This window comes from Pectobacterium carotovorum, from assembly GCA_016415585.1.
Classification (GTDB): domain Bacteria; phylum Pseudomonadota; class Gammaproteobacteria; order Enterobacterales; family Enterobacteriaceae; genus Pectobacterium; species Pectobacterium carotovorum_K.
Window position 1 is genome coordinate 794,550 of sequence record CP066552.1, and the last position, 26,528, is coordinate 821,077.

General features: G+C 48.5%; 23 protein-coding genes and 1 pseudogene. 17 read left to right on the top strand and 7 right to left on the bottom strand.

The features are described 5' to 3' along the window. The first annotated feature begins 69 nt into the window (after nt 1–69). The 5 genes from dapB to JFY74_03540 all read left to right on the top strand — a co-directional run bounded on the left by dapB (nt 70) and on the right by JFY74_03540 (nt 7,040). A complete protein-coding gene (gene dapB / locus JFY74_03520) occupies nt 70–891 on the top strand; it encodes a 4-hydroxy-tetrahydrodipicolinate reductase (protein QQG29145.1) in 822 nt (273 codons plus the stop codon). A 445-nt stretch (nt 892–1,336) separates the two neighbouring features. Then, a complete protein-coding gene (gene carA, locus JFY74_03525) occupies nt 1,337–2,485 on the top strand; it encodes a glutamine-hydrolyzing carbamoyl-phosphate synthase small subunit (GenBank protein QQG29146.1) in 1,149 nt (382 codons plus the stop codon). A 14-nt stretch (nt 2,486–2,499) separates the two neighbouring features. Next, nucleotides 2,500–5,724, top strand: coding sequence for a carbamoyl-phosphate synthase large subunit (gene carB / locus JFY74_03530; GenBank protein QQG29147.1), 3,225 nt, complete (start codon nt 2,500–2,502; stop codon nt 5,722–5,724). Between the two features lie 160 nt (nt 5,725–5,884). Beyond that, nucleotides 5,885–6,574, top strand: a complete 690-nt coding sequence (locus JFY74_03535) for a YafY family transcriptional regulator (GenBank protein QQG30439.1) — start codon at nt 5,885–5,887, stop codon at nt 6,572–6,574. Nucleotides 6,575–6,671: 97 nt separating this feature from the next. After that, nucleotides 6,672–7,040 carry a VOC family protein gene (locus tag JFY74_03540; protein QQG29148.1) on the top strand — a complete coding sequence of 123 codons (369 nt, stop codon included), beginning with the start codon at nt 6,672–6,674 and terminating at the stop codon, nt 7,038–7,040. Nucleotides 7,041–7,190: 150 nt separating this feature from the next. Here JFY74_03540 and JFY74_03545 read toward each other — a convergent pair whose 3' ends face one another. Beyond that, nucleotides 7,191–7,958 carry a helix-turn-helix transcriptional regulator gene (locus tag JFY74_03545; protein ID QQG29149.1) on the bottom strand — a complete coding sequence of 256 codons (768 nt, stop codon included), beginning with the start codon at nt 7,956–7,958 and terminating at the stop codon, nt 7,191–7,193. Between the two features lie 104 nt (nt 7,959–8,062). Here JFY74_03545 and JFY74_03550 point away from each other — a divergent pair, with 104 nt between their 5' ends. From JFY74_03550 to JFY74_03580, 7 genes are all read left to right on the top strand, one after another. Continuing rightward, complete coding sequence (locus tag JFY74_03550; GenBank protein QQG29150.1) at nt 8,063–9,223, top strand: MFS transporter; 1,161 nt, start codon at nt 8,063–8,065, stop codon at nt 9,221–9,223. A gap of 207 nt (nt 9,224–9,430) precedes the next feature. Then, nucleotides 9,431–9,715: a 2Fe-2S iron-sulfur cluster binding domain-containing protein gene (locus JFY74_03555; protein ID QQG29151.1), complete on the top strand. Its 285-nt coding sequence runs from the start codon at nt 9,431–9,433 to the stop codon at nt 9,713–9,715. A gap of 14 nt (nt 9,716–9,729) precedes the next feature. Continuing rightward, on the top strand, nt 9,730–10,647 hold the full coding sequence (locus JFY74_03560; GenBank protein ID QQG29152.1) for a diiron oxygenase: 918 nt from the start codon (nt 9,730–9,732) through the stop codon (nt 10,645–10,647). A gap of 76 nt (nt 10,648–10,723) precedes the next feature. After that, a complete protein-coding gene (locus JFY74_03565) occupies nt 10,724–16,438 on the top strand; it encodes an amino acid adenylation domain-containing protein (GenBank protein QQG29153.1) in 5,715 nt (1,904 codons plus the stop codon). Then, nucleotides 16,425–17,237, top strand: a complete 813-nt coding sequence (locus JFY74_03570; protein QQG29154.1) for a cyclase family protein — start codon at nt 16,425–16,427, stop codon at nt 17,235–17,237. The genes JFY74_03565 and JFY74_03570 overlap by 14 nt, the downstream gene beginning before the upstream one ends. Further along, complete coding sequence (locus tag JFY74_03575; protein ID QQG29155.1) at nt 17,234–17,974, top strand: hypothetical protein; 741 nt, start codon at nt 17,234–17,236, stop codon at nt 17,972–17,974. The genes JFY74_03570 and JFY74_03575 overlap by 4 nt, the downstream gene beginning before the upstream one ends. 59 nt (nt 17,975–18,033) lie before the next feature. Then, complete coding sequence (locus JFY74_03580) at nt 18,034–18,774, top strand: thioesterase (protein ID QQG29156.1); 741 nt, start codon at nt 18,034–18,036, stop codon at nt 18,772–18,774. Between the two features lie 32 nt (nt 18,775–18,806). Here the strand turns inward: JFY74_03580 and JFY74_03585 are convergent, their stop codons facing one another. Next, nucleotides 18,807–19,421, bottom strand: coding sequence for a LysE family translocator (locus JFY74_03585; protein QQG29157.1), 615 nt, complete (start codon nt 19,419–19,421; stop codon nt 18,807–18,809). Between the two features lie 220 nt (nt 19,422–19,641). Here JFY74_03585 and JFY74_03590 point away from each other — a divergent pair, with 220 nt between their 5' ends. From JFY74_03590 to folA, 3 genes are all read left to right on the top strand, one after another. Then, nucleotides 19,642–20,415, top strand: a complete 774-nt coding sequence (locus JFY74_03590) for a threonine/serine exporter ThrE family protein (GenBank protein QQG30440.1) — start codon at nt 19,642–19,644, stop codon at nt 20,413–20,415. Then, complete coding sequence (locus JFY74_03595) at nt 20,406–20,876, top strand: threonine/serine exporter (GenBank protein QQG29158.1); 471 nt, start codon at nt 20,406–20,408, stop codon at nt 20,874–20,876. Before JFY74_03590 ends, JFY74_03595 begins: the two co-directional genes overlap by 10 nt. A gap of 97 nt (nt 20,877–20,973) precedes the next feature. Beyond that, nucleotides 20,974–21,456 (top strand): type 3 dihydrofolate reductase, encoded by a 483-nt coding sequence (folA, locus tag JFY74_03600; GenBank protein QQG29159.1) that lies wholly within the window; start codon nt 20,974–20,976, stop codon nt 21,454–21,456. An 89-nt stretch (nt 21,457–21,545) separates the two neighbouring features. On the opposite strand, the gene JFY74_03605 is transcribed toward folA, so the two are convergent. Then, nucleotides 21,546–22,451, bottom strand: a complete 906-nt coding sequence (locus tag JFY74_03605) for a LysR family transcriptional regulator (protein QQG29160.1) — start codon at nt 22,449–22,451, stop codon at nt 21,546–21,548. 110 nt (nt 22,452–22,561) lie between these two features. Between JFY74_03605 and JFY74_03610 the strand changes: the two genes are divergently transcribed. Both JFY74_03610 and JFY74_03615 read left to right on the top strand, forming a co-directional pair. Beyond that, nucleotides 22,562–23,086: a DMT family transporter gene (locus JFY74_03610; GenBank protein ID QQG29161.1), complete on the top strand. Its 525-nt coding sequence runs from the start codon at nt 22,562–22,564 to the stop codon at nt 23,084–23,086. A gap of 142 nt (nt 23,087–23,228) precedes the next feature. After that, on the top strand, nt 23,229–23,423 hold the full coding sequence (locus tag JFY74_03615) for a hypothetical protein (protein ID QQG29162.1): 195 nt from the start codon (nt 23,229–23,231) through the stop codon (nt 23,421–23,423). 37 nt (nt 23,424–23,460) lie between these two features. On the opposite strand, the pseudogene apaH reads toward JFY74_03615, so the two are convergent. From apaH to pdxA, 4 genes and pseudogenes are all read right to left on the bottom strand, one after another. Then, nucleotides 23,461–24,319: pseudogene (gene apaH, locus JFY74_03620) on the bottom strand (bis(5'-nucleosyl)-tetraphosphatase (symmetrical) ApaH). Between the two features lie 2 nt (nt 24,320–24,321). Continuing rightward, nucleotides 24,322–24,699 (bottom strand): Co2+/Mg2+ efflux protein ApaG, encoded by a 378-nt coding sequence (apaG, locus tag JFY74_03625; GenBank protein QQG29163.1) that lies wholly within the window; start codon nt 24,697–24,699, stop codon nt 24,322–24,324. A gap of 12 nt (nt 24,700–24,711) precedes the next feature. After that, nucleotides 24,712–25,530: a 16S rRNA (adenine(1518)-N(6)/adenine(1519)-N(6))-dimethyltransferase RsmA gene (gene rsmA / locus JFY74_03630; GenBank protein QQG29164.1), complete on the bottom strand. Its 819-nt coding sequence runs from the start codon at nt 25,528–25,530 to the stop codon at nt 24,712–24,714. After that, nucleotides 25,523–26,524 carry a 4-hydroxythreonine-4-phosphate dehydrogenase PdxA gene (gene pdxA / locus JFY74_03635; GenBank protein QQG29165.1) on the bottom strand — a complete coding sequence of 334 codons (1,002 nt, stop codon included), beginning with the start codon at nt 26,522–26,524 and terminating at the stop codon, nt 25,523–25,525. Before pdxA ends, rsmA begins: the two co-directional genes overlap by 8 nt. Nucleotides 26,525–26,528: the final 4 nt, after the last annotated feature.

Below are 26,528 nucleotides of genomic sequence, written 5' to 3' on the forward strand. Positions count from 1 at the left end.
ATAGTGCGCAGCGCCCGTTAACCTGATGTTATTTTTATGTCGTTGGGATTAAAAAGAGAGAGAGACATTATGAAGGATTCATCCATCCGTATTGCGGTTGTAGGCGCGGGCGGCCGTATGGGACGCCAGCTGATTCAGGCTATCGAGCAAATGGACGGCGTGGTATTGGGCGCGGCGCTGGAGCGTTCTGGTTCGTCTCTGATAGGAAGCGATGCCGGTGAACTTGCTGGGCTGGGGAAAAGCGGTATTACCGTGAATGAAAGCCTGGATGCCGTGCAGAATGATTTCGATATTTTGATCGACTTCACCCGCCCAGAAGGCACATTAGCGCATTTGGTGTTTTGCCGTCAGCACCGTAAAGGCATGATTATTGGGACTACCGGCTTTGATGACGCAGGAAAGGCGGCGATTAAGCAGGCTGCGCAGGATATCGGCATTGTGTTTGCGGCGAACTTCAGCGTTGGCGTCAATGTCATGTTGAAGCTGCTGGAAAAAGCGGCCAAAGTCATGGGCGACTATACTGATATCGAAATCATTGAAGCACACCACCGCCACAAAGTGGATGCGCCATCGGGTACCGCACTGGCGATGGGCGAAGCGATCGCTGATGCGCTGGGACGCGATCTGAAGTCCTGTGCCGTGTACGCGCGTGAAGGCTACACCGGTGAACGCGATCCGAAAAGCATTGGTTTTGCGACCGTGCGAGCGGGCGATATCGTCGGTGAACATACGGCGATGTTTGCTGATGTGGGTGAGCGCGTTGAGATTACCCACAAGGCATCCAGCCGCATGACATTTGCTAATGGTGCAGTAAGAGCTGCAATCTGGATTAGTGCGAAAGAAAGTGGCCTTTTTGATATGAAAGATGTGCTTTATTTGGATGATTTGTAGTATTTTATTTTTTTATAAATAGTTTATCTAACTGAAAAAGGTGGGTGTTTTTACGTTCACCTTTATTTTTATCTTTTTGGCTTCTTTTTTCTATCATCATTGGTATTTGTTTGTGTTTTATTCTGTTTTTTAGTGATGATTTTCCCTCCTTACTCCCAAAATGTCCTTTGCTGGTGATTTGTTACTCTTATTTTAGCAATGTTGTCTCGCAACCGTTTACTTATCTCAGTTGATAGGGTTTTTTACGTCAGTGGGCGACTATTTATTTCGGAAAGCATAAAAATAAGAGAAAAAAAGCGGTTTGGGTAGACAATCAGGAAGACCATCATTAAAATGCGCCCAATTTGCCAAAAATTGGCCTTACAGGTAGTTTTTGCATTGATTTAGTGGCTCGAATCTGAATTAATATGCAAATAACGTGATTGTTTATTCCTTGGAGGGTGTTTTGATTAAGTCAGCGCTATTGGTTCTGGAAGACGGAACCCAATTCCACGGTCGGGCCATTGGGGCAGAAGGGTCGGCAGTGGGGGAAGTGGTCTTCAATACGTCGATGACCGGTTATCAAGAAATCCTTACTGATCCTTCCTATTCCCGCCAGATTGTCACTCTCACTTATCCCCATATCGGTAATGTCGGCGCCAATGCCAACGATGAAGAATCCCCCTCTGTACAGGCTCAAGGTCTGGTTATTCGCGATTTACCTCTGATTGCCAGCAACTACCGTAGTGAAGAAAGCCTGTCTGAATACCTCAAACGCAACAACATCGTCGCCATTGCTGATATCGATACCCGTAAACTGACCCGTCTGCTGCGTGAGAAAGGCGCACAGAATGGCTGCATCATCGCGGGCGATGCGCCGGATGCTGCCGTCGCACTGGAGAAAGCGAAAGCCTTCCCAGGGCTGAAGGGCATGGATCTGGCAAAAGAAGTCACGACGGCAGAAAGCTACAGCTGGTTACAGGGAAGCTGGACGCTGGAAGGCGAATTGCCGGCGGCGAAAAACGAAAGCGAGCTGCCTTACCACGTTGTTGCTTATGACTACGGTGTGAAACGCAACATTCTGCGTATGCTGGTGGATCGCGGCTGCCGCCTGACGGTTGTTCCGGCGCAGACGCCTGCTGAGGACGTACTGAAGCTGAATCCAGACGGTATTTTCCTCTCTAACGGCCCGGGCGACCCGGAACCGTGCGACTACGCGATTCGTGCGATCAAAACCTTCCTGGAAACGGATATTCCGGTATTCGGTATCTGTCTGGGTCACCAACTGCTGGCACTGGCGAGCGGTGCCAAGACCATCAAAATGAAGCTGGGTCACCACGGTGGCAACCATCCGGTCAAAGATCTGGATAACAACTGTGTGATGATTACCGCGCAGAACCACGGCTTTGCGGTTGATGAAAATAATCTGCCTGACACGCTGCGCGTCACGCACAAATCCTTGTTTGACCATACGGTTCAGGGGATTCACCGCACAGATAAGCCTGCGTTCAGCTTCCAGGGACACCCAGAAGCAAGCCCAGGCCCGCACGATGCCGCGCCGCTGTTCGACCACTTTATTGACTTGATTCAGACTTACCGTTCTTCAGCTAAATAATCAGGAGCGAGAAAATGCCAAAACGTACAGATATTAAAAGCATCCTGATTCTGGGCGCCGGCCCGATTGTTATCGGCCAGGCGTGTGAGTTTGACTACTCGGGTGCGCAGGCGTGTAAAGCGCTGCGTGAAGAGGGTTACCGCGTTATTCTAGTGAACTCCAACCCAGCAACCATCATGACCGACCCGGAAATGGCCGATGCGACCTATATCGAGCCGATTCACTGGGAAGTGGTACGCAAAATCATTGAAAAAGAGCGTCCAGATGCAGTGCTGCCAACGATGGGCGGCCAGACTGCGCTGAACTGTGCGCTGGAGCTGGAACGTCAGGGCGTGCTGGCTGAATTCGGCGTCACCATGATTGGTGCAACGGCGGATGCGATTGATAAAGCAGAAGACCGCCGCCGCTTCGACGTGGCGATGAAGAAGATCGGTCTGGATACTGCGCGTTCCGGTATTGCACACAATATGGAAGAAGCACTGGCCGTTGCGGCTGACGTCGGCTTCCCGTGCATTATCCGCCCTTCCTTTACGATGGGCGGCACCGGTGGCGGTATCGCTTACAACCGTGAAGAGTTTGAAGAGATCTGTGAGCGCGGGCTGGATCTTTCTCCAACCAAAGAGCTGTTGATCGATGAATCGCTGATTGGTTGGAAAGAGTATGAGATGGAAGTGGTGCGTGATAAGAACGACAACTGCATCATCGTCTGCTCAATCGAAAACTTCGATGCGATGGGGATCCACACTGGAGACTCCATCACCGTCGCCCCTGCACAAACGCTGACCGATAAAGAATATCAAATCATGCGTAACGCCTCGATGGCGGTACTGCGTGAAATCGGCGTAGAAACGGGCGGTTCTAACGTTCAGTTCTCGGTAAACCCGAAAACTGGCCGTCTGATTGTTATCGAAATGAACCCGCGTGTATCACGTTCTTCCGCGCTGGCGTCTAAAGCGACAGGCTTCCCGATTGCGAAAATCGCGGCTAAGTTGGCTGTGGGTTACACGCTTGATGAGCTGATGAACGACATCACTGGTGGCCGTACGCCAGCGTCCTTCGAACCTGCTATCGACTACGTTGTCACTAAGATTCCACGTTTCAACTTCGAGAAATTCGCTGGTGCCAACGACCGTCTGACCACGCAGATGAAATCTGTGGGCGAAGTGATGGCAATTGGCCGTACGCAGCAGGAATCCTTGCAGAAAGCGCTGCGCGGTCTGGAAGTGGGCGCAACCGGCTTCGATCCGAAAGTGGATCTGGACGACCCAGAAGCGCTGACCAAAATCCGCCGCGAGCTGAAAGATGCCGGTGCCGAGCGTATCTGGTACATCGCTGATGCTTTCCGCGCGGGGATGTCCGTCGACGGCGTATTTAACCTGACCAACGTCGATCGCTGGTTCCTGGTGCAGATTGAAGAGCTGGTGCGTTTGGAAGAGCAGGTCGCTGAAAAAGGCGCAACCGCGCTGGATGCCGATTTCCTGCGTACGCTGAAGCGTAAAGGCTTTGCCGATGCGCGTCTGGCGAAACTGGCTGGCGTGGCAGAAAGCGAAATTCGCAAACTGCGCGATAAATTCGACCTGCATCCGGTCTATAAGCGTGTCGATACCTGTGCGGCAGAATTCGCGACCGATACGGCTTACATGTACTCCACGTATGAAGAAGAGTGTGAAGCTAATCCGACTCAGGATCGTGACAAAATCATGGTACTGGGCGGCGGGCCGAACCGTATTGGTCAAGGGATCGAATTTGACTACTGCTGCGTCCACGCTTCACTGGCGCTGCGTGAAGATGGTTATGAAACCATCATGGTTAACTGCAATCCAGAGACCGTTTCAACAGACTACGATACGTCAGACCGCCTGTACTTTGAGCCGGTAACGTTTGAAGATGTGCTGGAAATCGTCCGCATCGAGAAGCCAAAAGGCGTGATCGTGCAGTACGGTGGTCAAACGCCTCTGAAGCTGGCGCGTGCGCTGGAAGCGGCGGGTGTGCCGGTTATCGGTACCAGCCCGGATGCGATTGACCGTGCAGAAGACCGCGAGCGCTTCCAACAGGCTGTGAATCGTCTGGGCCTGAAGCAACCGGCTAACGCTACGGTCGCGACGATTGAGCAAGCGGTAGAAAAAGCGCGTGGCATCGGTTACCCGCTGGTTGTCCGTCCTTCTTATGTTCTGGGCGGCCGCGCGATGGAAATCGTGTACGACGAAATTGACCTGCGTCGCTACTTCCAAAACGCCGTTAGCGTATCTAACGATGCGCCGGTACTGTTAGACCGCTTCCTTGACGATGCCATCGAAGTTGACGTTGATGCGATTTGTGACGGTGAGCGCGTGCTGATTGGCGGTATTATGGAGCACATCGAGCAGGCGGGCGTTCACTCCGGTGACTCGGCTTGTTCACTGCCAGCTTACACGCTGAGTAAAGAAATTCAGGACGTAATGCGTCAGCAGGTTGAAAAACTGGCGTTTGAACTCTGTGTTCGCGGCCTGATGAACGTGCAGTTCGCAGTGAAAGATAATGAAGTTTATCTGATTGAAGTGAACCCGCGCGCGGCGCGTACCGTACCGTTTGTTTCGAAAGCGACCGGTGTTCCGTTGGCGAAAGTCGCGGCACGCGTGATGGCAGGCAAAACGCTGGCTGAGCAGGGCGTCACGAAAGAAATTATCCCGCCGTATTACTCCGTAAAAGAAGTGGTGCTGCCGTTCAACAAGTTCCCTGGCGTTGACCCGATTCTGGGGCCAGAAATGCGTTCGACCGGTGAAGTCATGGGCGTTGGCCGCACGTTTGCTGAAGCGTTTGCTAAAGCGATGCTGGGCAGCAGTTCGCACATGAAGAAAACTGGACGCGCGCTGCTGTCGGTACGTGAAGGTGATAAAGCTCGTGTGGTCGATCTGGCAGCCAAGCTGTTGAAGCACGGTTTTGAGCTGGATGCGACGCACGGCACGGCGATTGAGCTGGGTGAAGCGGGTATTAATCCGCGTCTGGTGAACAAGGTGCATGAAGGTCGTCCGCACATTCAGGACCGCATCAAGAACGGTGAGTACACTTACATCGTCAACACTACCGCAGGACGTCAGGCGATTGAAGACTCTAAGCTGATTCGCCGCAGTGCGCTGCAATACAAGGTGCACTACGACACCACGCTGAACGGTGGTTTCGCGACCGCGATGTCATTGACGGCAGACCCGACGGAGAAAGTGACTTCCGTACAGGAAATGCATGCGATGATTAAAGGCTGATTGACCGACTTCGGTAGGCAGTAAGCGGACAATGAAAGCCAGCGTTGGCAACAGCGCTGGTTTTTTTGTATTTTTACTTCGCCTGAAATCCTCTTTTCGACCAATATGCTTTCAGAGCAATATTGAAGAGACTTCCCGCGCCTTAAGCCAAGGTAAGATCATGTCCAGAACGCAGCGTTTGCTCGAACTTTTACAGCTATTACGCCATCACCGTTTTCCTGTGACGGGAGCATACCTTGCGGAAAAACTAGGTGTAAGCCAACGCACCCTCTACCGGGATATTGCCACGCTGCAATTGCAGGGGGCGCATATTGAGGGAGAAGCGGGATTAGGATATATCTTGCGCCCAGGGTTCATGCTACCCCCGCTGATGTTTTCAGAAGAGGAAATTGAAGCATTGGTGTTGGGCACGCGCTGGGTAGTCCGAAGAGCAGATGAGCGTTTGGCGGGCGCGGCCCGTAATGCATTGATGAAGATTGCTGCGGTATTACCGCCAGAGTTGCGCCACGAGCTTGATTCTTCTGGGCTATTAATGGGGAAGGCAGAATTTACTCCCGCTGTGGTGATCGATTTATCCGCTTTGCGTCACGCTATCCGGGCGGAGCGTCGTACGGAGATTGCTTATTGCGACCTTCAGGGCGATGAGTCTCTCCGCATTATCTGGCCGTTCGCATTAGGATTTTTCGATCAAACCCACGTGATTGCCGCCTGGTGTGAGCTTCGTCAGCAGTTTCGTCATTTCAAGGCTGAACGTATCCGCAGCATGACGGTTTTGGATCAGCGTGATCCCCGCCGTCGCCAGCAGTTATTAAAAGAGTGGCATGAAAAAGAAGACATTCCTCAGCAGTAATGGCTACTGACAAAAATTGACAGCAGTGCGTACTACGATGCATTCAGGCAAGCAGAAGCCTTCTGCTTATTACTCACCTGATTACAGGGAATCTCTGATGAACGCACCAAATCTTATTATTTTATATGTGGAAGATGCCGTTGCCAGCGAGCGTTTCTATCGTGAACTGTTTGATTTGCAACCTGTTGAGAAGTCGGAAAACTTTGCCATGTTTGCCTTTGACTCTGGGTTGTTATTGGGGGTGTGGTCTAAACATGAGGTTAAACCGGTGACCCAACTGGCGGGCGGTGGTAGCGAAGTAGCCATTCGTGTCGAGAATGAGGCTGCACTAAGCGCGATGTATGAAAACTGGAAGGAACAGGGGATGACCCTGATTCAGGACATCACCCAGATGGATTTCGGTTTGACGTTTGTGGCGCTCGATCCCGATCAACATCGGATACGGGTTTATTATGCCAGCTACTAAGTTCGCTTAGGAATAAATGCAAACACACCTTCCTGGTGGGAATTGGGAAGGTGTTCACCATGCCCTCAATCGCTTTAGGCTAACAAACACTCCGCAAGCCTAACCTAGCGCCACTTTGATACCTAGCGCGATTGGTTTTTTTCCGCACGGCTAGTCACGATGTGTTATATAAGCCTTTGGCGTTTTCCCTGTCATATTCTTGAAAAATGTAGCGAAGGCGCTGTCGCTGGAAAACTCAAGAATACTGGCAATCTCAGAAAGTGGATGTGCTTCCACCAGTAATTCAATTGCTTTAAACAGTCGCCATTGCTGGCGCCATTGTTGATAGCTGAGTCCTGTCTCTCGGCTCAAAATACGGCTGATCGTTTTCTCTGATGCACCGCTGTAGCATGCCAGTGTATGCAGTGGCGGCGGTGTTTCCATTTTGCTTAAACATTGTAGCCGTCTGTCTTTCGGTAACGGAAGAAAAGTGAGTTCACGATGGGCACTCTGAATTTCATCCAGACAAACGGCCAGAATATTCTTGGCAGGGCCGTGTTGCCAGTTGGCCGCAAAATCAGCAAAGGCGATTCGTTCGAGGACTTCCCGTAAAAGTGGTGTGGCGTTAAGGACTTCTACATTCTCCGCAAGAGTCGGGTAGTGTTTTTGGTCAAAGTACACTGAACGATAGCCCACTACGCCACGTATTTGTACTCGGTGAACAACTTCTGAGGGGATCCAGGCTATGCGGGCTGGTGGTAAGAAACAGATACTCTCGTTAAGAGTAATACGCATACACCCTTGCTGGCTAAAGAGCAACTGACCCATTTTATGCCAATGGATACCAGAATCGTGCTGGGCTAACTCAGATGCGATACCTACGACGCTATTCTCATAACTATCTGGGCTGAATTCTGATTCTGCAGTAATCCATGCCATATAATGTCTGATTTTGTAAGTTTTATGTCCTTTATATTGTAATGTCGAATGAGCGATTATGCTATTTTATCTTATCTTTTAACAAATTAATTACATGGCTCATTATGCAACGCAAATTGACCCTGACTTTGGCGACATCAATGATGATGTTTCCTCAAGTTGTGGAGACCATCTATAGCCCAGCTTTAACGCATATTGCTGAGGGCTTTCATGTCAGTGCTGAGTCTGCGGCACAAACGTTGTCCTTCTATTTTTTCGCCTTTGCTATTGGCGTAGTGGTTTGGGGACGTATGTGTGATGTGATCGGGAGGCGTCCTGCCATTTTATCGGGGCTAGTGCTATACATGTTGGCTTCTATTATTGCCGTGTTTTGTAGCTCTTTTGCTATTTTACTTGCTGCCCGCGCTTTGGCCGCGTTTGGCGCAGCAGTGGGATCTGTTGGTACACAAACGGTTATCCGTGATCGTTTTGATGACCACGAACTGGCACAGGTTTTTTCTCTAATGGGGATTGCGATGGCGATTAGCCCTGCCGTTGGAGTGTTGAGTGGAGCGCTACTGACACATTACTGGAGCTATCAGGGAGTATTTGCTGGTCTTGCAATTTTAGCTGCATTACTACTTTGTTACGCTGCATGGCGATTGCCAGAAACACGTCCGCTACAGTTAGCACCAAACGCCTTCATCAATACATTTAGGCGTATGATAAAAGATGGTGACATCTGGTGTAGCGCGTTGCTGGTGGCGCTGTTCAATACTTGCATATTCAGCTATTACCAACTTGCCCCGTTTCGTTTTGAAGCACTTAACATCCCACAGCAATGGTTTGGTTATACCGGCATTGTACTCGCCACTGGCGTCGCTATTGGTGCGATAGTAAATAAATCACTCGTTGCCAGAAATTGGCTCTTTTCTGCGTTATTGATGCTGGCGTGTGCATTGGCGCTAGCGGGAGGAGGATTGGTTTTTATGATGGAAGGCACTCCTTGGTTTGTGCTGGCGATGCTACTGGTAGTGATGGCCTATGGTATAGCTATCCCTAATATTTTGGCGCGTGCCCTGCGTCATTATAAAGAGTGTATGGGCACTGCCGGAGCAATCCTTGGGCTGATGTATTATCTAATGCTTGGAGGAGGGTTAGTTATTGCTGGTTTTGCGCAGCGACTGGGTATAGTGCTAACTCTGAGCGGACTGTGCATGCTATTCCTAGCATTAATCGTTGTACGTGAAGAAAAAAGACAGTTAATAGAAAAATTAGAAAATTAATAATAGCGTTATTTAATTATTACTGAAAATTTATTCTTTCACGATTATTTTGTTTTCCATTTTTAATTTGAATGGTGAGCGATATTGCTACGTGTTACGTGTTACGTGTTACGTGTATTTTAATACAGTGATAATAAACGATTGGAAATATTTTTAGGCTTTATATTTTAAATGGATGGGTGTTTTTTCTGGTCTTGGAGGTTTTTTATGTCGGAAATAATAAAATCTGATTGTTATCAGGTTTTTTTTGAAGGAGTAGATATTGGTTTATGTCGCTCTGATATTTCATTATTAGATAGTTTGGAAGTTAAGGGGTTAAACATCCCAAGTTTATGTCGAAAAGGTCAGTGTGGTTGTTGCAAAATAATTTTGCTTAGAGGACATGTTCATCAAAACAACCAAACATCATTAACTGACGATGAAATAAAAGAGAACGTTATTCTTGCCTGTTGTTCTTATCCTAAATCAGATGCTGAATTTGAGCTTTATTAAATAAGGGTGCTAGTATGAATATGATAGAAAACACGTTAAAGAAATGGGATCGCGCTGCCATTGTTAGATCTCGACCACGCCGTGTTATTAATGAACAAGATAAACTAGCTACCCTTTTCTTTCCTCCCGAGCGTTTACCAATTTGTATACATCCTCTTGTAATTGAATTGGGAGAGGATGCAATTCGATACATACAGATACAGACTCTTTATCATTATTTGTACGGCATTGCTAATATTGAATTAGATATTATAAATGAATCCAGTTATAAGCTTTATAAAAATGCAGTTGGGGTACATTTTCCAGAGGAAATGCGATTAGAAGCTTTAACCGTTGTCGTGGATGAATCTTACCATGCCCTGGTTGCGTTGGATTTGATCAATCAAGTTGAACAGATGACCGATACCGCAATGATATCTATGCCTGAATATACTGAAGCCTCATACGCTCTAACGATAGCATTGGGTTTGGTACCTCAGGGATTGAAGGATTTAGTCCGACTGCTCTGTGTTTCACTTTCAGAACAAGCATTGACGACAGATTTAATTGATGTAATTGATAACGAAAATATCTTTCCATCTTTTTATTTAGTAATGAAAGATCATGTTGCTGATGAAGGACGCCATGCTCGTTTTTCTCAGCGAGTACTTGAATATATTTGGGAGCACAGTGATTGCGCGATGAAGGATGCAATGAAGGAATCTATTGTTTCTTTTATTGAAGGATATGTAACGAATACTATTTCAAAGTCTATTGGCGAGAGAGTTTTGCAGGAACTCAATATGAGTGAAGAAAATATTTCTATAGTTATTGCTGACACTTATCCTCCTGTTACGACCAAACCTTGGGAGACCAATAATATCATTACAGGTCAAATGTTAGTTTCTCTTGATAAGGCAGGTATTCTTTCTGATCTTCCGATAAAAAAATAATAATGTATTTTTTTGATTAATTAGAGGATGAATGGTTGATGTTTATCATGACTAATTAATATTGTAGGGATATTCTATGGAAATGTTAAATATTGGTTTTGTTGGTGATTTATTTCTTGGTGAATCGTTTTTTGAAGATGTAATGGAATATGGTCATCAGGTTTGCTTTTTTTCTGAATCATCATGTGTTAATACTCAGTTTGATTTTATCGTAACAACGGAAAATTACCCTCATAAAATCGAGTTGTTGAAGGGGTTCTCAAAAAATATCATTCTTATTGCATCAAATAAAGACATTGTTAGCGATAGTGATTTTTTAGAGAAGGCTGAGTTTTTATTTTTTTATTCTATTAGTCAGGAGGACTCTGGTTGTATTTGTAAGTGTGTTTTCAATGAAAAAACAGATAAATCACAATATAGAATTAAGTGGGTGAGAGATCAGCTTACCGATATCACTGTTGAATTTTCACGGGGAGGCGTGCCTGATGATTTTGAAATATCTAACTTACTTGATGAAAAATTCTTTGCAGAAACGCCAGAGCGTCTTGGCAAGTTGATTCCTCTTCTACTACGCCGTTTCGGTGATCAAACGGATGGGGGGAGTGCTAGTGATTTTGCGTACCATATTTGGTTACCAGATACTGATTTCTCGACGGTCAATACATCGACAGGTAATCCACCTCTATATCACTTTTTTTTTAATGAAACGGGAGCGTTAAGAAAAAGTAGATATGTGCAAACCCGTACTATGATCAGCATACACCCACAAGGTAATGGTGCCTTGATTAAAGTTATGGGAGATGATTTTCGTTTTCAATATTTTACCCGCTATCTGAGTGCATTGCTGGTGGCTGACGTGGATCCCGTTTATGCGCCAATTGTTGTTGAACCAGAAGAGCTGGCTCAGTTGAGCCTGTTTAATTCTACGGAAGATAAAGCACTGCTCAAAAATGATGTCATTACTTTGTTTCGCAACATAGCCAATGAGTATCCAACGTCTATTGCTTTGCATACGGATGTACGCAGTTATAGCTACGGTGAATTGGATTCTCTCTCAGACAAAATGGCCTGTTGGTTACAGGAACAGAGTGGACAGGCAAACGCGGTAATAGCCGTATCTATGCAAAAATCCGCACAATTGCTGATTGTGCTACTGGGTATTTTGAAAAGTAATAAAACCTATGTGTTACTTGACCCACAGGCTCCCGCGGTACGTAACCAACATATTCTGGATGATGTGCGGCCAGTGTTGATTCTTGCAGAAACTCCGTTACAGGCGGGAGAGTCTCTTTGCCTACATCCTGATAATATCAATTTTGCGCAAATACAGGTGGATAATCGAATACTTCAGACTCCCGCAGAAGGACTTGCTTATATCTGCTATACCTCAGGCACGACGGGTAAACCTAAAGGAGTCATGGTCACGAGAGTTGGGCTTAGTAATCTCGCGCAAAATCACCGTGATTTTATAGGATTAAAGCTCGAAAGTAGGGTGCTTTGTATTGCATCGTTGGGGTTTGATGCGTTTGGTTGGGATATATTTGGTGCTTTTGTTAGCGGTTCTGTCGTGTATTTAGCACCTGATGTCTTACATTCTGATGTTACTGCACTGCATCAATATTTGGTAAAGAATGAAATAGGGCACGTCACCCTCACACCCGCTATTCTTGAACTGCTGCCACATGAGGATTGGCATGGACTTCGTTCTATGATTGTAATGGGGGATGCGCCGCCAGCGGATGTGATCGCTTGGTGGTCTAGCCGAACCCGACTATGCAATGGCTACGGCCCAACGGAAGCGACGATTGCAACATCTTTGTGTGAATATCGTGATGGTGTTGCATGGAATTGCATTGGTAAGCCGTTAAAAAACTATCGCTGTTACATTCTTGATGCCCAGCACAATTTTTTACCTATAGGTTTTGAAGGGGAACTCTATATTGCTGGTGTGGGCCTTGCCCATGGTTACCTGAATGAACCAGCCCTATCCGATGAGAAATTTGTGATGCTGCCTTTGCCAGGTAATCCGTATCCTGAACGGATCTACAAAACTGGCGATATCGCTAAATGGGATGAGCAAGGCAATATTGTTTTTATTGGCCGTAAAGACAATCAAGTCAAAATCAGAGGGGTTCGTATTGAGATTGGCGAGATAGAGGCTGCTATTCGCCGCCATCCTCAGGTGGAAAGTGTTTGTGTTGTTGCTAGCAAGCAACGTGTCGGCAAGGTGTTGGTGGCATTTGTGCAGCCATCTTCATCCACGCTACAAGCAGATATCTTACGTTATTCGTTGATAACGCAGCTTCATTCTGCGGCGATCCCTAGTGCGTTTGTTTTTCTATCCGCCTTACCGCTGACCGTCAACGGTAAAGTTGATAGACGGCAACTTGAGAATAGGCCGTTGGAGGACGCTGATAGCAGCGTTGCCAAGGCGGAAACAGAGACCGAAGCACTTTTGGAACGGATCGTTGCTGATGCAATTGGCTGTGCTTATGTGGATGTAACCCAGGATTTTATTAGCCTAGGCGCACATTCATTGACTATGAGTAGAATTGTAGCGTTGACCTCCCGAGATCTTCATTGTCGCCTGAATCTGGCGGATATCTTTCATCATAATACTATTCGCAGCCTAGCTGAGTATATTGATGAACAGGCTACCGTAGCCCACACAATCGTTCTCCTTAGTGAGGAGCGGCGCGCATCACTTAATCCACAGCAAAATCTCTTGTGGTATCTGAGTGCGTTGAACCCAGATGACTGTAGTTACAATTTGCCTGTTTGTGTAGAAATTTACGGTTTACTGGATCTGGAATTGTTTGAAGATTCAGTAAATTTTGTCTATGAAAAGCATGAAAGTTTGCGAACACTATTCTGTGAATCACAGGGGATTGCGTATCAATATGCTAAGCCCCATGTGTCATTGAAGCTATGTGATTACTGTATCAGTGGCCAAGAGCAGTCGCTGGATGAATTAGTAAAAAATTTGTGTGCTACACCATTTGATATTACTGAACGCCCTCCTGTCATTCTGCGATTGGTGAAATACGATGAAGAACATTATGTACTGGTTTGGGTGAAGCACAATATTATTACGGATGCTTGGAGTGAATACTTAATCTTTAATGATCTGTGGCAGAGATATAATGATTTGAGCCGCCATATACCATTAGCTGTTTTGTCTCCGCAAATACAGACGATAGATCTTATTAATAACCCAACGATGCAAACCTATGAGGGTGATTCGGCTTACTGGCAGCAACATTTAAGTGGATGCAAAGAACTGGATTTCCCACTTGATAAGCCACGTCCTGTATCGCCGAGCCATATAGGAGAGTGCGTTCATTATCAATTTGATGCCGAACTTGCAGAAAGCTTGATACAACGAGCGAAACAGTGGGGTGTAACGCCTTTTGTAATATTGACTGCTGCACTGAACTATTTGTTGAGTAAATATACGAATCAGCAGGATATTGTCATCGGCACGGCTATTGCTGCACGTGACGATGTAGATGTTGAGTTAGTCAGTGGTTTTCATGTGAATACGGTGCCTTTACGAACGGAATTGAGTACGGAAGAGACCATTGGCAGCTTAATTCGTAAAACGTCATCGACCTGTGTGAATGCTTGGCGACATCAGCATCTATCTTTTGATCGGATTCTCCATCTGATCGATCACGAACGCGTATTGAACAAAAATCCACTCTTTCAAATTATGGCGATTCTGCAAAATGCAGGTGATATTTGTCAGACGGATTTATATGGCTGTACATTGCGGCGCTTACCTGTGACATCTGGATTTTCCATGTTCGATATGACGTGGAATTTTAATCAGGAAAACCATGGCCTGAAGATTGAACTGCACTATGCCTCAGAATTATTTCATCATTCGGCGATGCAGATGATGCTGGGTAATTATGCTCAAGTCTTGGAAGAGTTACTGACTTGTTCAGAGGCGACGCAGCTTACGTCAATCAATCCGCTTTGCGAAGCAGAACAACGTTGGTTATTGCAGCAGGCCAGTAATGAGAATATGAGTGCACGCGGTACGCTGCTAGAACAGATTCGCAGCATTGTTCATAGCAGGCCTGATGATATCGCGGTCTGCTGTGAGTACGAGCAATACAGCTATGGGCAATTGTGGGCTGTTTCTGATCGTATTGCGCAGGCTTTGCAAGCGTTGGAAAACGAGACGTTCTCTGTGGGCATTATGATGGAGAAAAGTTGCAAAGTGGTGGCGCTGATACTAGGCGTACTTAAAGCTGGTAAACATTATGTTCCCATTGACGTACATTACCCAGCAGAGCGTGTACGTTACATGATTGATAATGCGAAAACGAAAATTTTGGTGAGGGATGATGGTACAGAGCTATTACAAGACGATGTGGCTCAGATCCATTTTAGCAAGTTGGCTGCTGGCAGTGGAGTTTCATCGTCGCTGATGGATCCTGTTGATGATTGTCTCTCGTATATTATGTACACCTCCGGTTCTACCGGAAATCCTAAAGGTGTCATGATCACCTACGGTAACCTAAACAACTTTATCAACGATTTTGCTGACAGACTCAATTTGGGCGTAAATGACAGGGTATTAAGCCTGACTAGCATTAGTTTTGATATTTTTGGTCTGGAGCTATTTTGTTCTCTGGTTTGTGGTGCTCATTTAGTGCTGTGTGCACGAGAAACTGCGATGGATCCAGTGAAGTTATATCATTTTATTGAGCAACAACAGCCTACCGTTATTCAAGCTACTCCTACTGTCTGGGGAACGATTGTCAACCATCTTCCCAACGCGGCAAACCAACCACTCACTGTGTTGTGCGGTGGTGAAAAAATGCCCGCGGCACTACTTGGTCCTCTGCGTCGGGTTGCTGACCGAGTGTTGCAGGTCTATGGGCCAACGGAAACAACAATATGGTCAACCTGCATCGACCTGACACACGAAGGTGATAGCGCCTGTATTGGTAAGCCGATCAACATGACGGATGTTTTCGTGATGGACGAACATGGTGCCTTGATGCCCAGTGGTGCATTTGGTGAGTTGTGTATCGGGGGGCTTGGTGTTTCACCCGGATACTGGAAAAAGCAGGCCTTAAGTGACAACGTTTTTGTGTGGCGAGAGGTATGTGGTGAGATGCGTTACCTTTATAGAACTGGCGATATTGTGCGCTTTAATCGCCATGGTGAACTGGTATATATAGGGCGTAATGATCAGCAAGTTAAAATTCGTGGTCACCGTATTGAATTAAGCGAAATTGATTTAAAACTATCCTCAATGGATAGTATTGTCCGGGCTCTGAGTTTGATTGTCGGAGAGGGTAATCAGTCGCGAATTATCAGCTATGTACAACTAGCACTCGGCAGTGAATTGAATGAAAAGCTGATACGTTGCACATTGCGGGAAACCCTACCCAATATCATGATTCCTTCTGGTTTCGTCGTATTGAACGCATTTCCGCTAACCAATAACAACAAGATCGATATCCGTCAGTTGCCTGCACCTGAAATGATGTGGTCTTTTTCTGACGTGGACTATATTTCTCCGGCCAATGAGACAGAGCGTGTAATGCAACACCTCTGGCAGCAGGTCTTGGTGCAAACACAGATCAGCGTTACTGACAGTTTTTTTAGTTTGGGTGGCAATTCGCTACAAATCCCGCAGTTACTTCATGCTATTCGTCAGGAAATGGGCATTTCTCTCACAATCCGTGAATTCATTATGCATAGCCAGATCCGTGAATTGGCTGCATTGGCACAGGCTAAAACACATGAGGTGGGAAATGACGCACATTGATATTAGCTACTGTGGGCGTCTTCACCGAATAGAGCATCATCAGCCAGTTCGTTTATCATCCAGAATCCACTTGAATGATAACCCGATTAACATTTATGGCATCGCCCCAGCTAGTGGAGAGCCGTTGCACTATGGTTCTTGTGTTGCAAGCGTTAGCGAAGGAGGTTCGTGCAACGCGACAAGTATCAATTTAGTTCCGCATTGCCACGGTACTCATACTGAGTGTATTGGCCATATTTTGGAAGGAGAATACCATGTTGCGGAACTGCTATTTGAACCGTTCATGGCTGCGACCTTGATTCGAGTACCATTGCAATTTATTGAAAATGTGAAGGATGGGTATAACGCGAGTGCCCAAAAAAAGGATTTGGTGATTACACGAGCTGCGATTGATGACGCTTTGGCACTGATGACGTCAGATTATCTTCAGGCACTGGTTATTTCCACTAGTGTGCCAGATTGGTTACCAGAAGGGGAATCTGCGCCTTATTTTACTCATCAGGCGATGGAGCGAATCGTCGCTTTGGGGGTTCGCCATTTATTGGTAGATATTCCTTCAATTGACCGTCTGCACGATGGTGGTCGAATGGATAATCATCGAATTTTTTGGGGTGTTAGCTATGGCACTATTATGGAGCCAGCCCGCGTAGATTGCTCAGTTACTGAAATGATTCAAGTACCTCAGGAACTCCCTTCTGGGCATTACTTTTTGTCTATACATTTACCAGACATATCGGGTGACGCGCTTCCCAGCATGCCAGTATTGTTCTCATTTTCTCGAAGTAAGGACGCTAAATGAATTATTCAGATTATTTGCAACTGAACCAATTGCTTGCGCTTCAACAACCTGCGTCTCCGTTCAGTGAACACCGTAATGAAAATTTGTTTATTATCACTCATCAGACTTATGAACTTTGGTTCCGACAATTAATTGATGAACTTCACTATCTTATCGATCAGGTTGAGGAAGGTAATATTCCCACAGCTATAAGTGTGCTGCAACGTGTGAATGTTATCACTCAGACAGTGGTGAATCAGATTGGGGTCATATGTACGTTGAAGTTTCATGAGTTTCAGCGATTTCGTCATTATCTAGGCACTGCAAGCGGGTTTCAGTCTTGGCAGTTTGCTGGAATCGAGGCTCTTCTGGGGAAAGAAAATGGTAAGAAATTGCAGCAACACATTGAAAATGAAGATATCCAGCAGAAGTTAAGAGATATTATGCGGCCGGTACCATTGTGGGGGGCGGTTAAAAACCATTTATTGCGTTGCACTGACCGCTTGGAAGGATCAACCAATAGTATTGGGAATGTCATTAAAACTTCTCTGGAACAGCCCTCATGCGAATCCTTATTGTTGAACCAGCTCCTTGATCTGGATTCGTTATTGCAAGAGTGGCGCTATCGGCACATTAAATTAGTGGAGCGAACGATTGGTCAGCGTAGAGGTACGGGAGGGTCGTCGGGAGTTGATTACTTAAAATCCACGTTATTTACGCCGATCTTTGAAGAACTGTGGGATTCAATCAATTGTTAAGTAAAAGGGAGATCACTTTCTTTTATTTTTAATGTTTTTGGTAAGGAAGGCCTACATACATGGTGCATTTACTCACTGCTCAACGTTGTCTAAAAAAATTCACGCCGCATAGTCAAGGCTCTGTGCGGATAATTTGTTTTCCCCATGCGGGGGGCAGCGCCAGCATTTTCCGTTCATGGGCTGAGCAATTGCATCCGAATATAGAGCTGTTTGCTGTACAGTATCCTGGCCGCGAAGAACGCATACAAGAAACGCTTGCTTGCCAGCCTCAGCGCCTGATTGATGACATTGTACAGGCGCTGAGGCTGATACAAGACAAACCCTGTATCTATTTGGGGCACAGCTTGGGCGGCAGATTGGCGCTGGCGGTTACGTTGCAAAGTTCTCAGCCGCCCGCACAGCTCATTGTCTCTGGGTGTACTACTCCTTATGCCGCTAGGCACCATCACTTGCTGAGGTTGACGCGTAGCTCGATGATAGAAGTGTTACGTGAATCAGGAGCAATTCACGCTGCGGTTTACAGCAATGCAGACTTGCTTGATTTTTATTTTCCCCTTCTACGTGCCGACTTGTATCTTGCAAACCAACTGGTTTTCCCTATGGAAACCCGTTGCTCTTCGCCAGTGTTATTCCTTAGTGGTGAAGACGATTGCTGGGTAGAACAACAGGATGTAAGTGATTGGGAAAGACTGGCCTGCGGTCATTTTCAACAACAGAATTTTCCAGGTGATCACATGTTTATTTATCAGCACAGGGAAAGTGTGATAAGGGCTATTCAACGTAAATTTTGTATTCTGTAATCATCCCTTGGCCTGATATCACATTTCAGGCGTTAACCCAGCGCCACTTTGATACCCAACGCGATCAACACCGTGCCCAGCAGCTTATCCACCAGTTTCTGTGCTTTAGCCAGCCCACGTCGTACCGGCTCGCTTTGGAAAAGCAGCACCAGCAGCGGCCACCAGACAACGGATAACAGCCAGATAATCATGGCGTACCACAGTTTTTCACCAAAGCCGGAGTGAATGTTCAGCACCTGTGTAAACATCGCCAGAAAGAACAGTGTGGCTTTTGGGTTAAGCAGATTGCAGAGATAGCCTTGCAGGAAGGCTTTTTTCAAGCTGACGTTTTGCTGCCCCTGTTGTGAAATGTCCATCTTGCCGCCGCCACGCGATAATAATGTCTGAATACCGATCCAGATCAGATAGGCGGCGCCCGCATATTTCAGTACATTAAACAGCCACGGCGTGGTGGTGATGACGACGGCTAGCCCAGCGACGCAGTATGCCATGTGAGTTGCCACGCCGCAGATTACGCCAAACGCGGTCATCAGTGCGGCAACGCGTGGGTAGCGTGTCGCGTTCTTGATGACGAGGAAAAAGTCGGGGCCGGGAGAGAGCATCCCCAGCGTGGCGATAGTGGCGACAAACAGCGATGTTTCTAACATGGTCATCCCAGAGAGTGAAATAGTAAGAACGTTTGAAATGATAGCGTCAGAATAATGAATTCGCATCACACTTATTGGTTATTCGGCGGCGATATGTTAACAATTATCCTTTGGTTTTTTGTGGTTAATTTCAGGGGCAGGTTGAGATAACAACATGGTCAGTGAACGTGAGAACCGTGAACTATTAAGTAGTGCAAAACTACTAAGTGGCGAAAAACGGATGGATGAAGCGCCACAGCAGCGGGAAATAACCCGACTGTGCATTCAATGTGCGCTGCTGCTGTTACAGCATGGCGCGGAGAGTATGGTGGTTGAACAGCTGTCGTCACGGCTGGGTATGGCGCTCGGTGCTGATAGCGTTGAGAGCTCCATCTCAGCAAATTCGATTGTACTGACCACCATCATGCAGGGGCATTGTATGACGTCGACACGCAAGAATGTGGATCGCGGCATTAATATGCACGTCGTGATTGAAGTTCAGCATGCGGTCATCATGGCCGAGCATAAACTGCTGGATGTGGCGGGCGTAGAAAAGCGTCTGGGAAATATCAAACCGCTGCGCTATCCGCGTTGGCTGATGGTTTCCGTTGTGGCACTCTCCTGCGGCTGCTTCAGCCGTTTGAACGGTGGCGGGTGGGATGCGTTTATCGTCACGCTGATTGCTAGCGGTCTGGCAATGTATGTTCGCCAAGTGTTTACGGCGCGACACCTGAACCCGTTGATCAACTTCTGTATTACGGCGTTTGTGGCGACGTCGGCATCTGGGCTGCTGATGCGTTTACCTGCTTTTTCTCAAACCTCGACGGTAGCGATGGCGGCGAGCGTGTTGCTGCTGGTTCCCGGTTTCCCGCTGATTAACGCCGTGGCCGATATGTTTAAAGGGCACGTGAATACCGGTCTGGCACGCTGGACGGTCGCGAGTTTACTGACGCTGGCAACCTGTATTGGGGTCGTGATGGCGATGTCGTTGTGGGGGTTACGCGGATGGGCTTAAGTTTACTGTGGGCACTGTTGCAGGATATGGTGCTGGCGGCGGTCCCTGCGTTGGGGTTTGCGATGGTCTTCAACGTACCGCTGAAAGTGCTGCCTTACTGTGCGCTGCTGGGCGGTGTCGGGCATGGCGTACGGTTTCTGGCGATACATTTCGGCATGAATATCGAGTGGGCGTCGTTTTTGGCGGCGATCCTAATTGGCATTATCGGTATTCGCTGGTCACGCTGGCTGCTGGCGCATCCGAAAGTCTTTACCGTAGCGGCGGTGATCCCGATGTTCCCCGGCATTTCTGCCTACACGGCGATGATTTCGGTGGTGGAAATTTCGCATCTTGGCTACAGCGAAGCGCTGATGAACGCCATGATGACCAATTTCCTGAAGGCCAGTTTTATCGTCGGCGCGCTCTCTATCGGTCTGTCTTTACCGGGGATCTGGCTCTACCGTAAACGGCCGGGAGTATAAAACTCTTATATTACGTTTCGGTCTTGTATCTATGTCGACGAGCGAAAGGGCTTTCCGTATAGTGTCAGCAATTTTCTGACCTACAGGGTTTTTCACCATGGTTATTAGTTTGATTGCTGCACTGGCAGTGGATCGCGTGATTGGCATGGAAAACGCGATGCCGTGGCATTTGCCAGCCGATCTGGCATGGTTTAAGCGTAATACACTTAATAAGCCGATTATTATGGGGCGTAACACTTTTCGTTCTATCGGCCAGCCGCTGCCCGGCCGACTGAACATTGTCGTCAGCAATCATCCCAGTGATGACGATCGTGTGACCTGGGTCTCCTCGTTGGACGCTGCGCTGGCGGCGGCGGGCGACGTCGAGGAAGTGATGGTGATTGGCGGCGGCAGTATCTATCAACAAATGCTGCCGCAGGCTAACCGCCTCTATCTGACGCACATTGATGCCGAAGTGGAAGGCGACACGCATTTCCCTGACTATGAGCCGGATGAATGGCAGTCTGTTTTCAGCGAGTTCCATGATGCTGACGAGCGTAACTCACACAGTTACTGCTTCGAAATTCTGGAGCGTCGCTAAGCGCGCTTTCCTGCGATAACATTCTGTCAGTAAACGGTGAAGAGCTAAACCCGCCTTGTTGCGGGTTTTTTTCGTTTCTGGCCCGATGTTTACTTCCCCGACTGACAGCTTTCCCAAATGGCGTTTCTCAGCCAGCGATGTGCAGGATCGCTCTCGCGTCGCGTATGCCACACCTGCTGGAATGCAAAATCGGGTATCGTGAACGGCGGCGGAAAAATGTACAAATCTGGCGTAGTGATGCGGGCCATGCTGCGCCGTGCAGCGGTTAGAATCAGATCAGTACCGGCAATGAGATTGATGGCGGCATGCCAGTGGGGCAGAGTTAGCACGACATTGCGCGCTAGGCCGTTTGTAGCCAGCGCGCTGTCAATTTCATTGGCTGAATCAGGATGCATCGTGACCAGAATATGTGGCCGTTCCAGCCATGCCTCAAACGACAGCGTACCGTTTTCTGGCAGCGTGGCGCGGTCGGCCAGACAGGCAAACTGTTCTTCAAAGAGAAGTTCGGCGTTTACCTCGGATGGGCGCTCAGGAAACACGCCGAGGCCTAAGTCGATTTGTCCATCGATCAACTGTGCCAGCATCATTTCACGGCCGGCATGGCTGACGGCCAGAGAAATGCCGGGTGCCTGTGTGCGTAGATGCCGCATGAGCGTTGGCAAGACGGCATTCGTACCGTAATCGGAGAGCGCTAACCGGAAATGCCGCGTGCTATGACGCGGATCGAACTTCGGTGCCTGGATAAGCTCGTTCAACTGATCAAGCGCCTGTTCCAGCGGGCCGAGTAGCGCCTGAGCACGGGTCGTGAGCGTCAGGCCAGCCTCACGCCGAACTAACAGCGGATCGTTAAAAATCTGGCGTAGCTGTGATAATGAATGGCTGACGGCAGGCTGGCTGCGGTGTAGACGAAGCGCTGCCCGTGTGACGTGTTTTTCCGTCAACAGCGCATGAAGCGTGAGCAGCAGATTCATATCGATACGACGTAAATCATCCATTCTGTGAATGCCTTCCGTATGAATTACGAATTTCCATCAGTTTAATGGATGGGTGAGTATTGGAACATCCCAATTGTGTTGTGAACTTATATTGTGAATCAGGGGGCTCCATGTCGTTATTCTCTTCTTTTTCTCTCTCATTATTGCTGCCGCTGGGTATTGCGGTATTTGCTGGGAGCATTGTGCCTTTTCAGGCTGCCAGCAATGCGGTGTTGGGTCGCTCGTTAGGTCATCCGCTTTGGGCAACGCTGGTGTCCCTGCTGGTCAGCATCTGCGTGCTGCTGCCGATTCTGTTTGCTGCTCGGGTGCCTACGCCAACGCTTGGCAATGCCTTGCAGGGGCCGTGGTGGATCTGGCTGGGTGGGGTGGCGGGTGTCGCTTATATCACCGCTGCGTTATTGCTGACGCCAAAGCTCGGTGCCTCAGGCTTTATTGTCTGTGTGATTGCGGGTCAGGTTGTGGCATCGCTGATTATCGATCATTTTGGTTTGATGGGGCTGGCAGTGAAGCCTGCTACGCTGGGGCGAATAGCGGGTGTCGCGTTAATCGTTATAGGGATGCTGGTGGTGCAATATTCTGCGGCATCTCAACCGCTGACAAAATCCGGCGTTGAAACCTATAAGCAACCACAGTAAGGAGGTTATCTCTTCATTTCGTCGCGCGAATGGGTCACATTTCCGTCATCTGTCATCGTTAGTATAAAAATGAGTAACGGCTTTCGTCGTTAAATCGAAATTCCGTTGAGTCGCAGCCTTTGATAGGTAGGAGACAGTACGCATGACGAATAGAAACCGTAATCTGAATACTGACCGTCTGAGCGATCCACGCCGCCGTGAATTACCGTCAGGCGACGTAGAAGCCGTTGGTTTAGCTGGGTTTCTTGGTGGTGGCATCTGGTCGATTCCCACCGAGGAGTTGGTCGTGCCGCCATCCCAAAAGGCTCAGTCTGGGACGGCTTTCCCTTTTCTATGAAACCAGCACTGGCGATAGAGTGAATGCTTTCTAGCCTTTACTCATCCGCTAAGGGTGCGATCTCGCCAGAGAGTTCGGTGCTTGATGAGAGTGATGGTTGCGTGAAATAGCGCTTATCGTCCCAACGTAGCATTGTCAGTTCTCCCCCCCCAACAGCACCCGGTATCCAGTGCGTAAATGTTTTCCGGCGTGCCTTTCCCTTCCAGTGATGCCCAATGGCCGAAGGCAATGGCGTATTCCCCTGCAACCTGGCTCGGCAGCTCAAACCACGGTTTGAGCAGAGAAGGAGCCTGACTCGGCGGCTCTTTGCAGAGCATATCCAGTTGTCCGGCAGAGAAGCAGTAGCGCATACGGGTAAAGACGTTGGTGCTAAAGCGTAGACGAGCCAGACCGCTGAGCTCTGGGCTCCAATGGTTCGGCATATCGCCATACATGGCATCGAGGAAAAGCGGGTAGCTGTCGCTGCTCAGGATCGACTCGACTTCGCGTGCGCACATGAGCGCCGTCGGCAGATCCCACTGCGGTGTGATGCCCGCGTGCGCCATGACCAGTTTCAACTCTTCATCAACCTGTAGAATCGGCTGGCGGCGTAGCCAGTTGATAAGCTCGTCGGCGTCCGGTGCGGTGAAGAGATCGTTGAGACGATCTTTCGGCTTATTACGGCTGATACCGGCATAAACGGCCAGAAGATGCAGATCGTGATTGCCAAGCACCATACGGACAGAGGAACCGAGAGAACGAACAAGCCGCAGAACCTGAAGCGAGTCCGGCCCCCGTGCGACTAAATCGCCCGTTAACCAAAGTGTATCTTGTTCTGGATTAAAGGAAACTTGCGCCAATAGCGCGTTGAGTTCAACGTAACAGCCGTGAACATCGCCAACTAAATAGGTAGACATAATTAATGTATCAGTGAAGGGATAGCCAGACGGAAAACGGGGATTGGGACCTGAAACGCTTTACCTTGATGGTCAACCATATGGTAGTGGCCTTCCATCGTGCCAAGAGGCGTTTCTATGACGGCACCGCTGGTATAGTGGAATTCGCCACCGGGCTGGATAATCGGCTTTTCGCCGACGACGCCTTCACCCTGAACTTCAGTCTGGCGACCGTTACCGTTGGTGATCTGCCAATAACGCCCCAAAAGCTGGACTTCATGACGCCCCAGATTGCGGATCGTAATCGTGTAAGCAAACACGAAACGTTCTTCATCAGGCTCCGACTGTGATTCCACGTAGAAGCTCTGAACCTGTAAACAAACACGGGGCGCATTAATCATGATGAACTCCAGTTATTCCTGTTTTGCAGGATGCTCGCTCAGCCAGTTCGCCAATCGGCAATATTGCTCAACGGTCACATTCTCTGCGCGACTGGTGACATTGATCCCCAGTTCGGTGAGGATTTCCGGGGTGAACAGGTTGCCCAGACTGTTACGCAATGTCTTACGGCGCTGGTTAAACGCTTCCGTCGTGATGCGGCTCAGCACGCGAATGTCGCTGACCGGGTAGGGGATCTCGGCATGAGGAACGAGTCGCACTACGGCGGAGTCAACTTTAGGCGCGGGCTTGAATGCCTCTGGTGGTACTTCAAGCACTGGGATTATCTGACAATAATACTGTGCCATGACGCTCAGGCGTCCAAAAGCTTTACTGTTCGGTCCTGCCACCAAGCGGTTAACCACCTCTTTCTGCAACATAAAGTGCATGTCGCGGATAGATTGAGTATAGGTGAATAAGTGGAACATCAGCGGCGTGGAAATATTATACGGCAGGTTGCCGAAAACACGCAGCGGTTGCCCAGCCTGTTCAGCGAGCGCGGCGAAATCGATCGTCATGGCATCTTGCTGAATAATCGTCAGCTTGTCTTTCAGCGTCGGATGCGTTTCCAACCGCGCGGCCAGATCCCTATCCAGCTCAATAACGGTAAAACGATCCATTCGATCGCCAACGGGCGCGGTCAACGCGCCGAGGCCGGGACCGATCTCAACGATCGCTTGACCTGGCTGAGGATGAATCGCCGAAACGATGCTATCGATCACGAAGTGATCGTTTAAAAAGTTTTGCCCAAAACGTTTACGGGCGAAGTGACCTTGGTGTACGCGATTATTCATTACTGTGTTTTATCATTTTAATGGCAAGATTTAATGCCGTGATGAAGCTGCCGGGGTCGGCGCTGCCAGTTGCGGCCAGCTCTAGCGCTGTACCGTGATCGACCGACGTACGAATAAAAGGTAACCCCAACGTGATATTAACGGCGCGCCCGAAGCCCTGATATTTCAGAACCGGGAGCCCTTGATCGTGGTACATCGCCAAAACGGCGTCAGCGTGTTGCAGATACTTGGGCTGGAAAAGCGTGTCGGCAGGCAACGGTCCAACTAGTGTGATGCCCTGTTGCCGGAGTTCGTCCAGCGCGGGGTTAATTACATCCAGCTCTTCACGGCCCATATGGCCGCCTTCACCGGCATGGGGATTTAGCCCACACACATAAATCTGCGGTTGAGCAATGCCGAATTTTGTCTGCAAATCATGGTGCAAAATCGTGATGACTTCGTGCAGGCTCTGGCGGGTAATCGCTGCAGAAACAGCGGCCAGCGGAAGATGCGTGGTCGCTAAGGCAACACGCAGTTCTTCTGTTGCCAGCATCATGACGACACGGTCACAGCGGCTGCGATCGGCGAAAAATTCAGTGTGTCCGCTGAATGGGACACCAGCATCGTTGATAATGCCTTTATGCACCGGGCCGGTAATCAGCGCGGCGAATTCGCTGTTCAGGCAGCCATCGCAAGCACGCGCCAACGTCTCAACGACATAAGCGCTGTTAGCGACATTCAATTGGCCTGGAATGATGGTTGCTGGTGCGGCGATCGGCAGAATGGTCAGGCTACCCGCCTGTTGTGGCTGTGCGGGCTGGCCGGGTTGATAGTCACGCAGCGTCAGCGGCATCGACAACTGCACTGCGCGACTGAGCAACAGGTCAGGATCCGCACAGATCACGAGCTCTACAGGCCAGGCCTGCTGAGCCAGAGCAATCACCAGATCGGGGCCAATCCCGGCGGGTTCGCCGGGGGTGATCACAACGCGTGGCGTATTGCTCTCAGTCTGCATGAGT

Coding starts and splice junctions, on each gene's coding strand:
- dapB (QQG29145.1), top strand. CDS start 70: ATGAAGGATTCATCCATCCGTATTGCGGTTGTAGGCGCGGGCGGCCGT.
- carB (QQG29147.1), top strand. CDS start 2,500: ATGCCAAAACGTACAGATATTAAAAGCATCCTGATTCTGGGCGCCGGC.
- JFY74_03535 (QQG30439.1), top strand. CDS start 5,885: ATGTCCAGAACGCAGCGTTTGCTCGAACTTTTACAGCTATTACGCCAT.
- JFY74_03540 (QQG29148.1), top strand. CDS start 6,672: ATGAACGCACCAAATCTTATTATTTTATATGTGGAAGATGCCGTTGCC.
- JFY74_03545 (QQG29149.1), bottom strand. CDS start 7,958: ATGGCATGGATTACTGCAGAATCAGAATTCAGCCCAGATAGTTATGAG.
- JFY74_03550 (QQG29150.1), top strand. CDS start 8,063: ATGCAACGCAAATTGACCCTGACTTTGGCGACATCAATGATGATGTTT.
- JFY74_03555 (QQG29151.1), top strand. CDS start 9,431: ATGTCGGAAATAATAAAATCTGATTGTTATCAGGTTTTTTTTGAAGGA.
- JFY74_03560 (QQG29152.1), top strand. CDS start 9,730: ATGAATATGATAGAAAACACGTTAAAGAAATGGGATCGCGCTGCCATT.
- JFY74_03565 (QQG29153.1), top strand. CDS start 10,724: ATGGAAATGTTAAATATTGGTTTTGTTGGTGATTTATTTCTTGGTGAA.
- JFY74_03570 (QQG29154.1), top strand. CDS start 16,425: ATGACGCACATTGATATTAGCTACTGTGGGCGTCTTCACCGAATAGAG.
- JFY74_03575 (QQG29155.1), top strand. CDS start 17,234: ATGAATTATTCAGATTATTTGCAACTGAACCAATTGCTTGCGCTTCAA.
- JFY74_03580 (QQG29156.1), top strand. CDS start 18,034: ATGGTGCATTTACTCACTGCTCAACGTTGTCTAAAAAAATTCACGCCG.
- JFY74_03585 (QQG29157.1), bottom strand. CDS start 19,421: ATGTTAGAAACATCGCTGTTTGTCGCCACTATCGCCACGCTGGGGATG.
- JFY74_03590 (QQG30440.1), top strand. CDS start 19,642: ATGGATGAAGCGCCACAGCAGCGGGAAATAACCCGACTGTGCATTCAA.
- JFY74_03595 (QQG29158.1), top strand. CDS start 20,406: ATGGGCTTAAGTTTACTGTGGGCACTGTTGCAGGATATGGTGCTGGCG.
- folA (QQG29159.1), top strand. CDS start 20,974: ATGGTTATTAGTTTGATTGCTGCACTGGCAGTGGATCGCGTGATTGGC.
- JFY74_03605 (QQG29160.1), bottom strand. CDS start 22,451: ATGGATGATTTACGTCGTATCGATATGAATCTGCTGCTCACGCTTCAT.
- JFY74_03610 (QQG29161.1), top strand. CDS start 22,562: ATGTCGTTATTCTCTTCTTTTTCTCTCTCATTATTGCTGCCGCTGGGT.
- JFY74_03615 (QQG29162.1), top strand. CDS start 23,229: ATGACGAATAGAAACCGTAATCTGAATACTGACCGTCTGAGCGATCCA.
- apaG (QQG29163.1), bottom strand. CDS start 24,699: ATGATTAATGCGCCCCGTGTTTGTTTACAGGTTCAGAGCTTCTACGTG.
- rsmA (QQG29164.1), bottom strand. CDS start 25,530: ATGAATAATCGCGTACACCAAGGTCACTTCGCCCGTAAACGTTTTGGG.
- pdxA (QQG29165.1), bottom strand. CDS start 26,524: ATGCAGACTGAGAGCAATACGCCACGCGTTGTGATCACCCCCGGCGAA.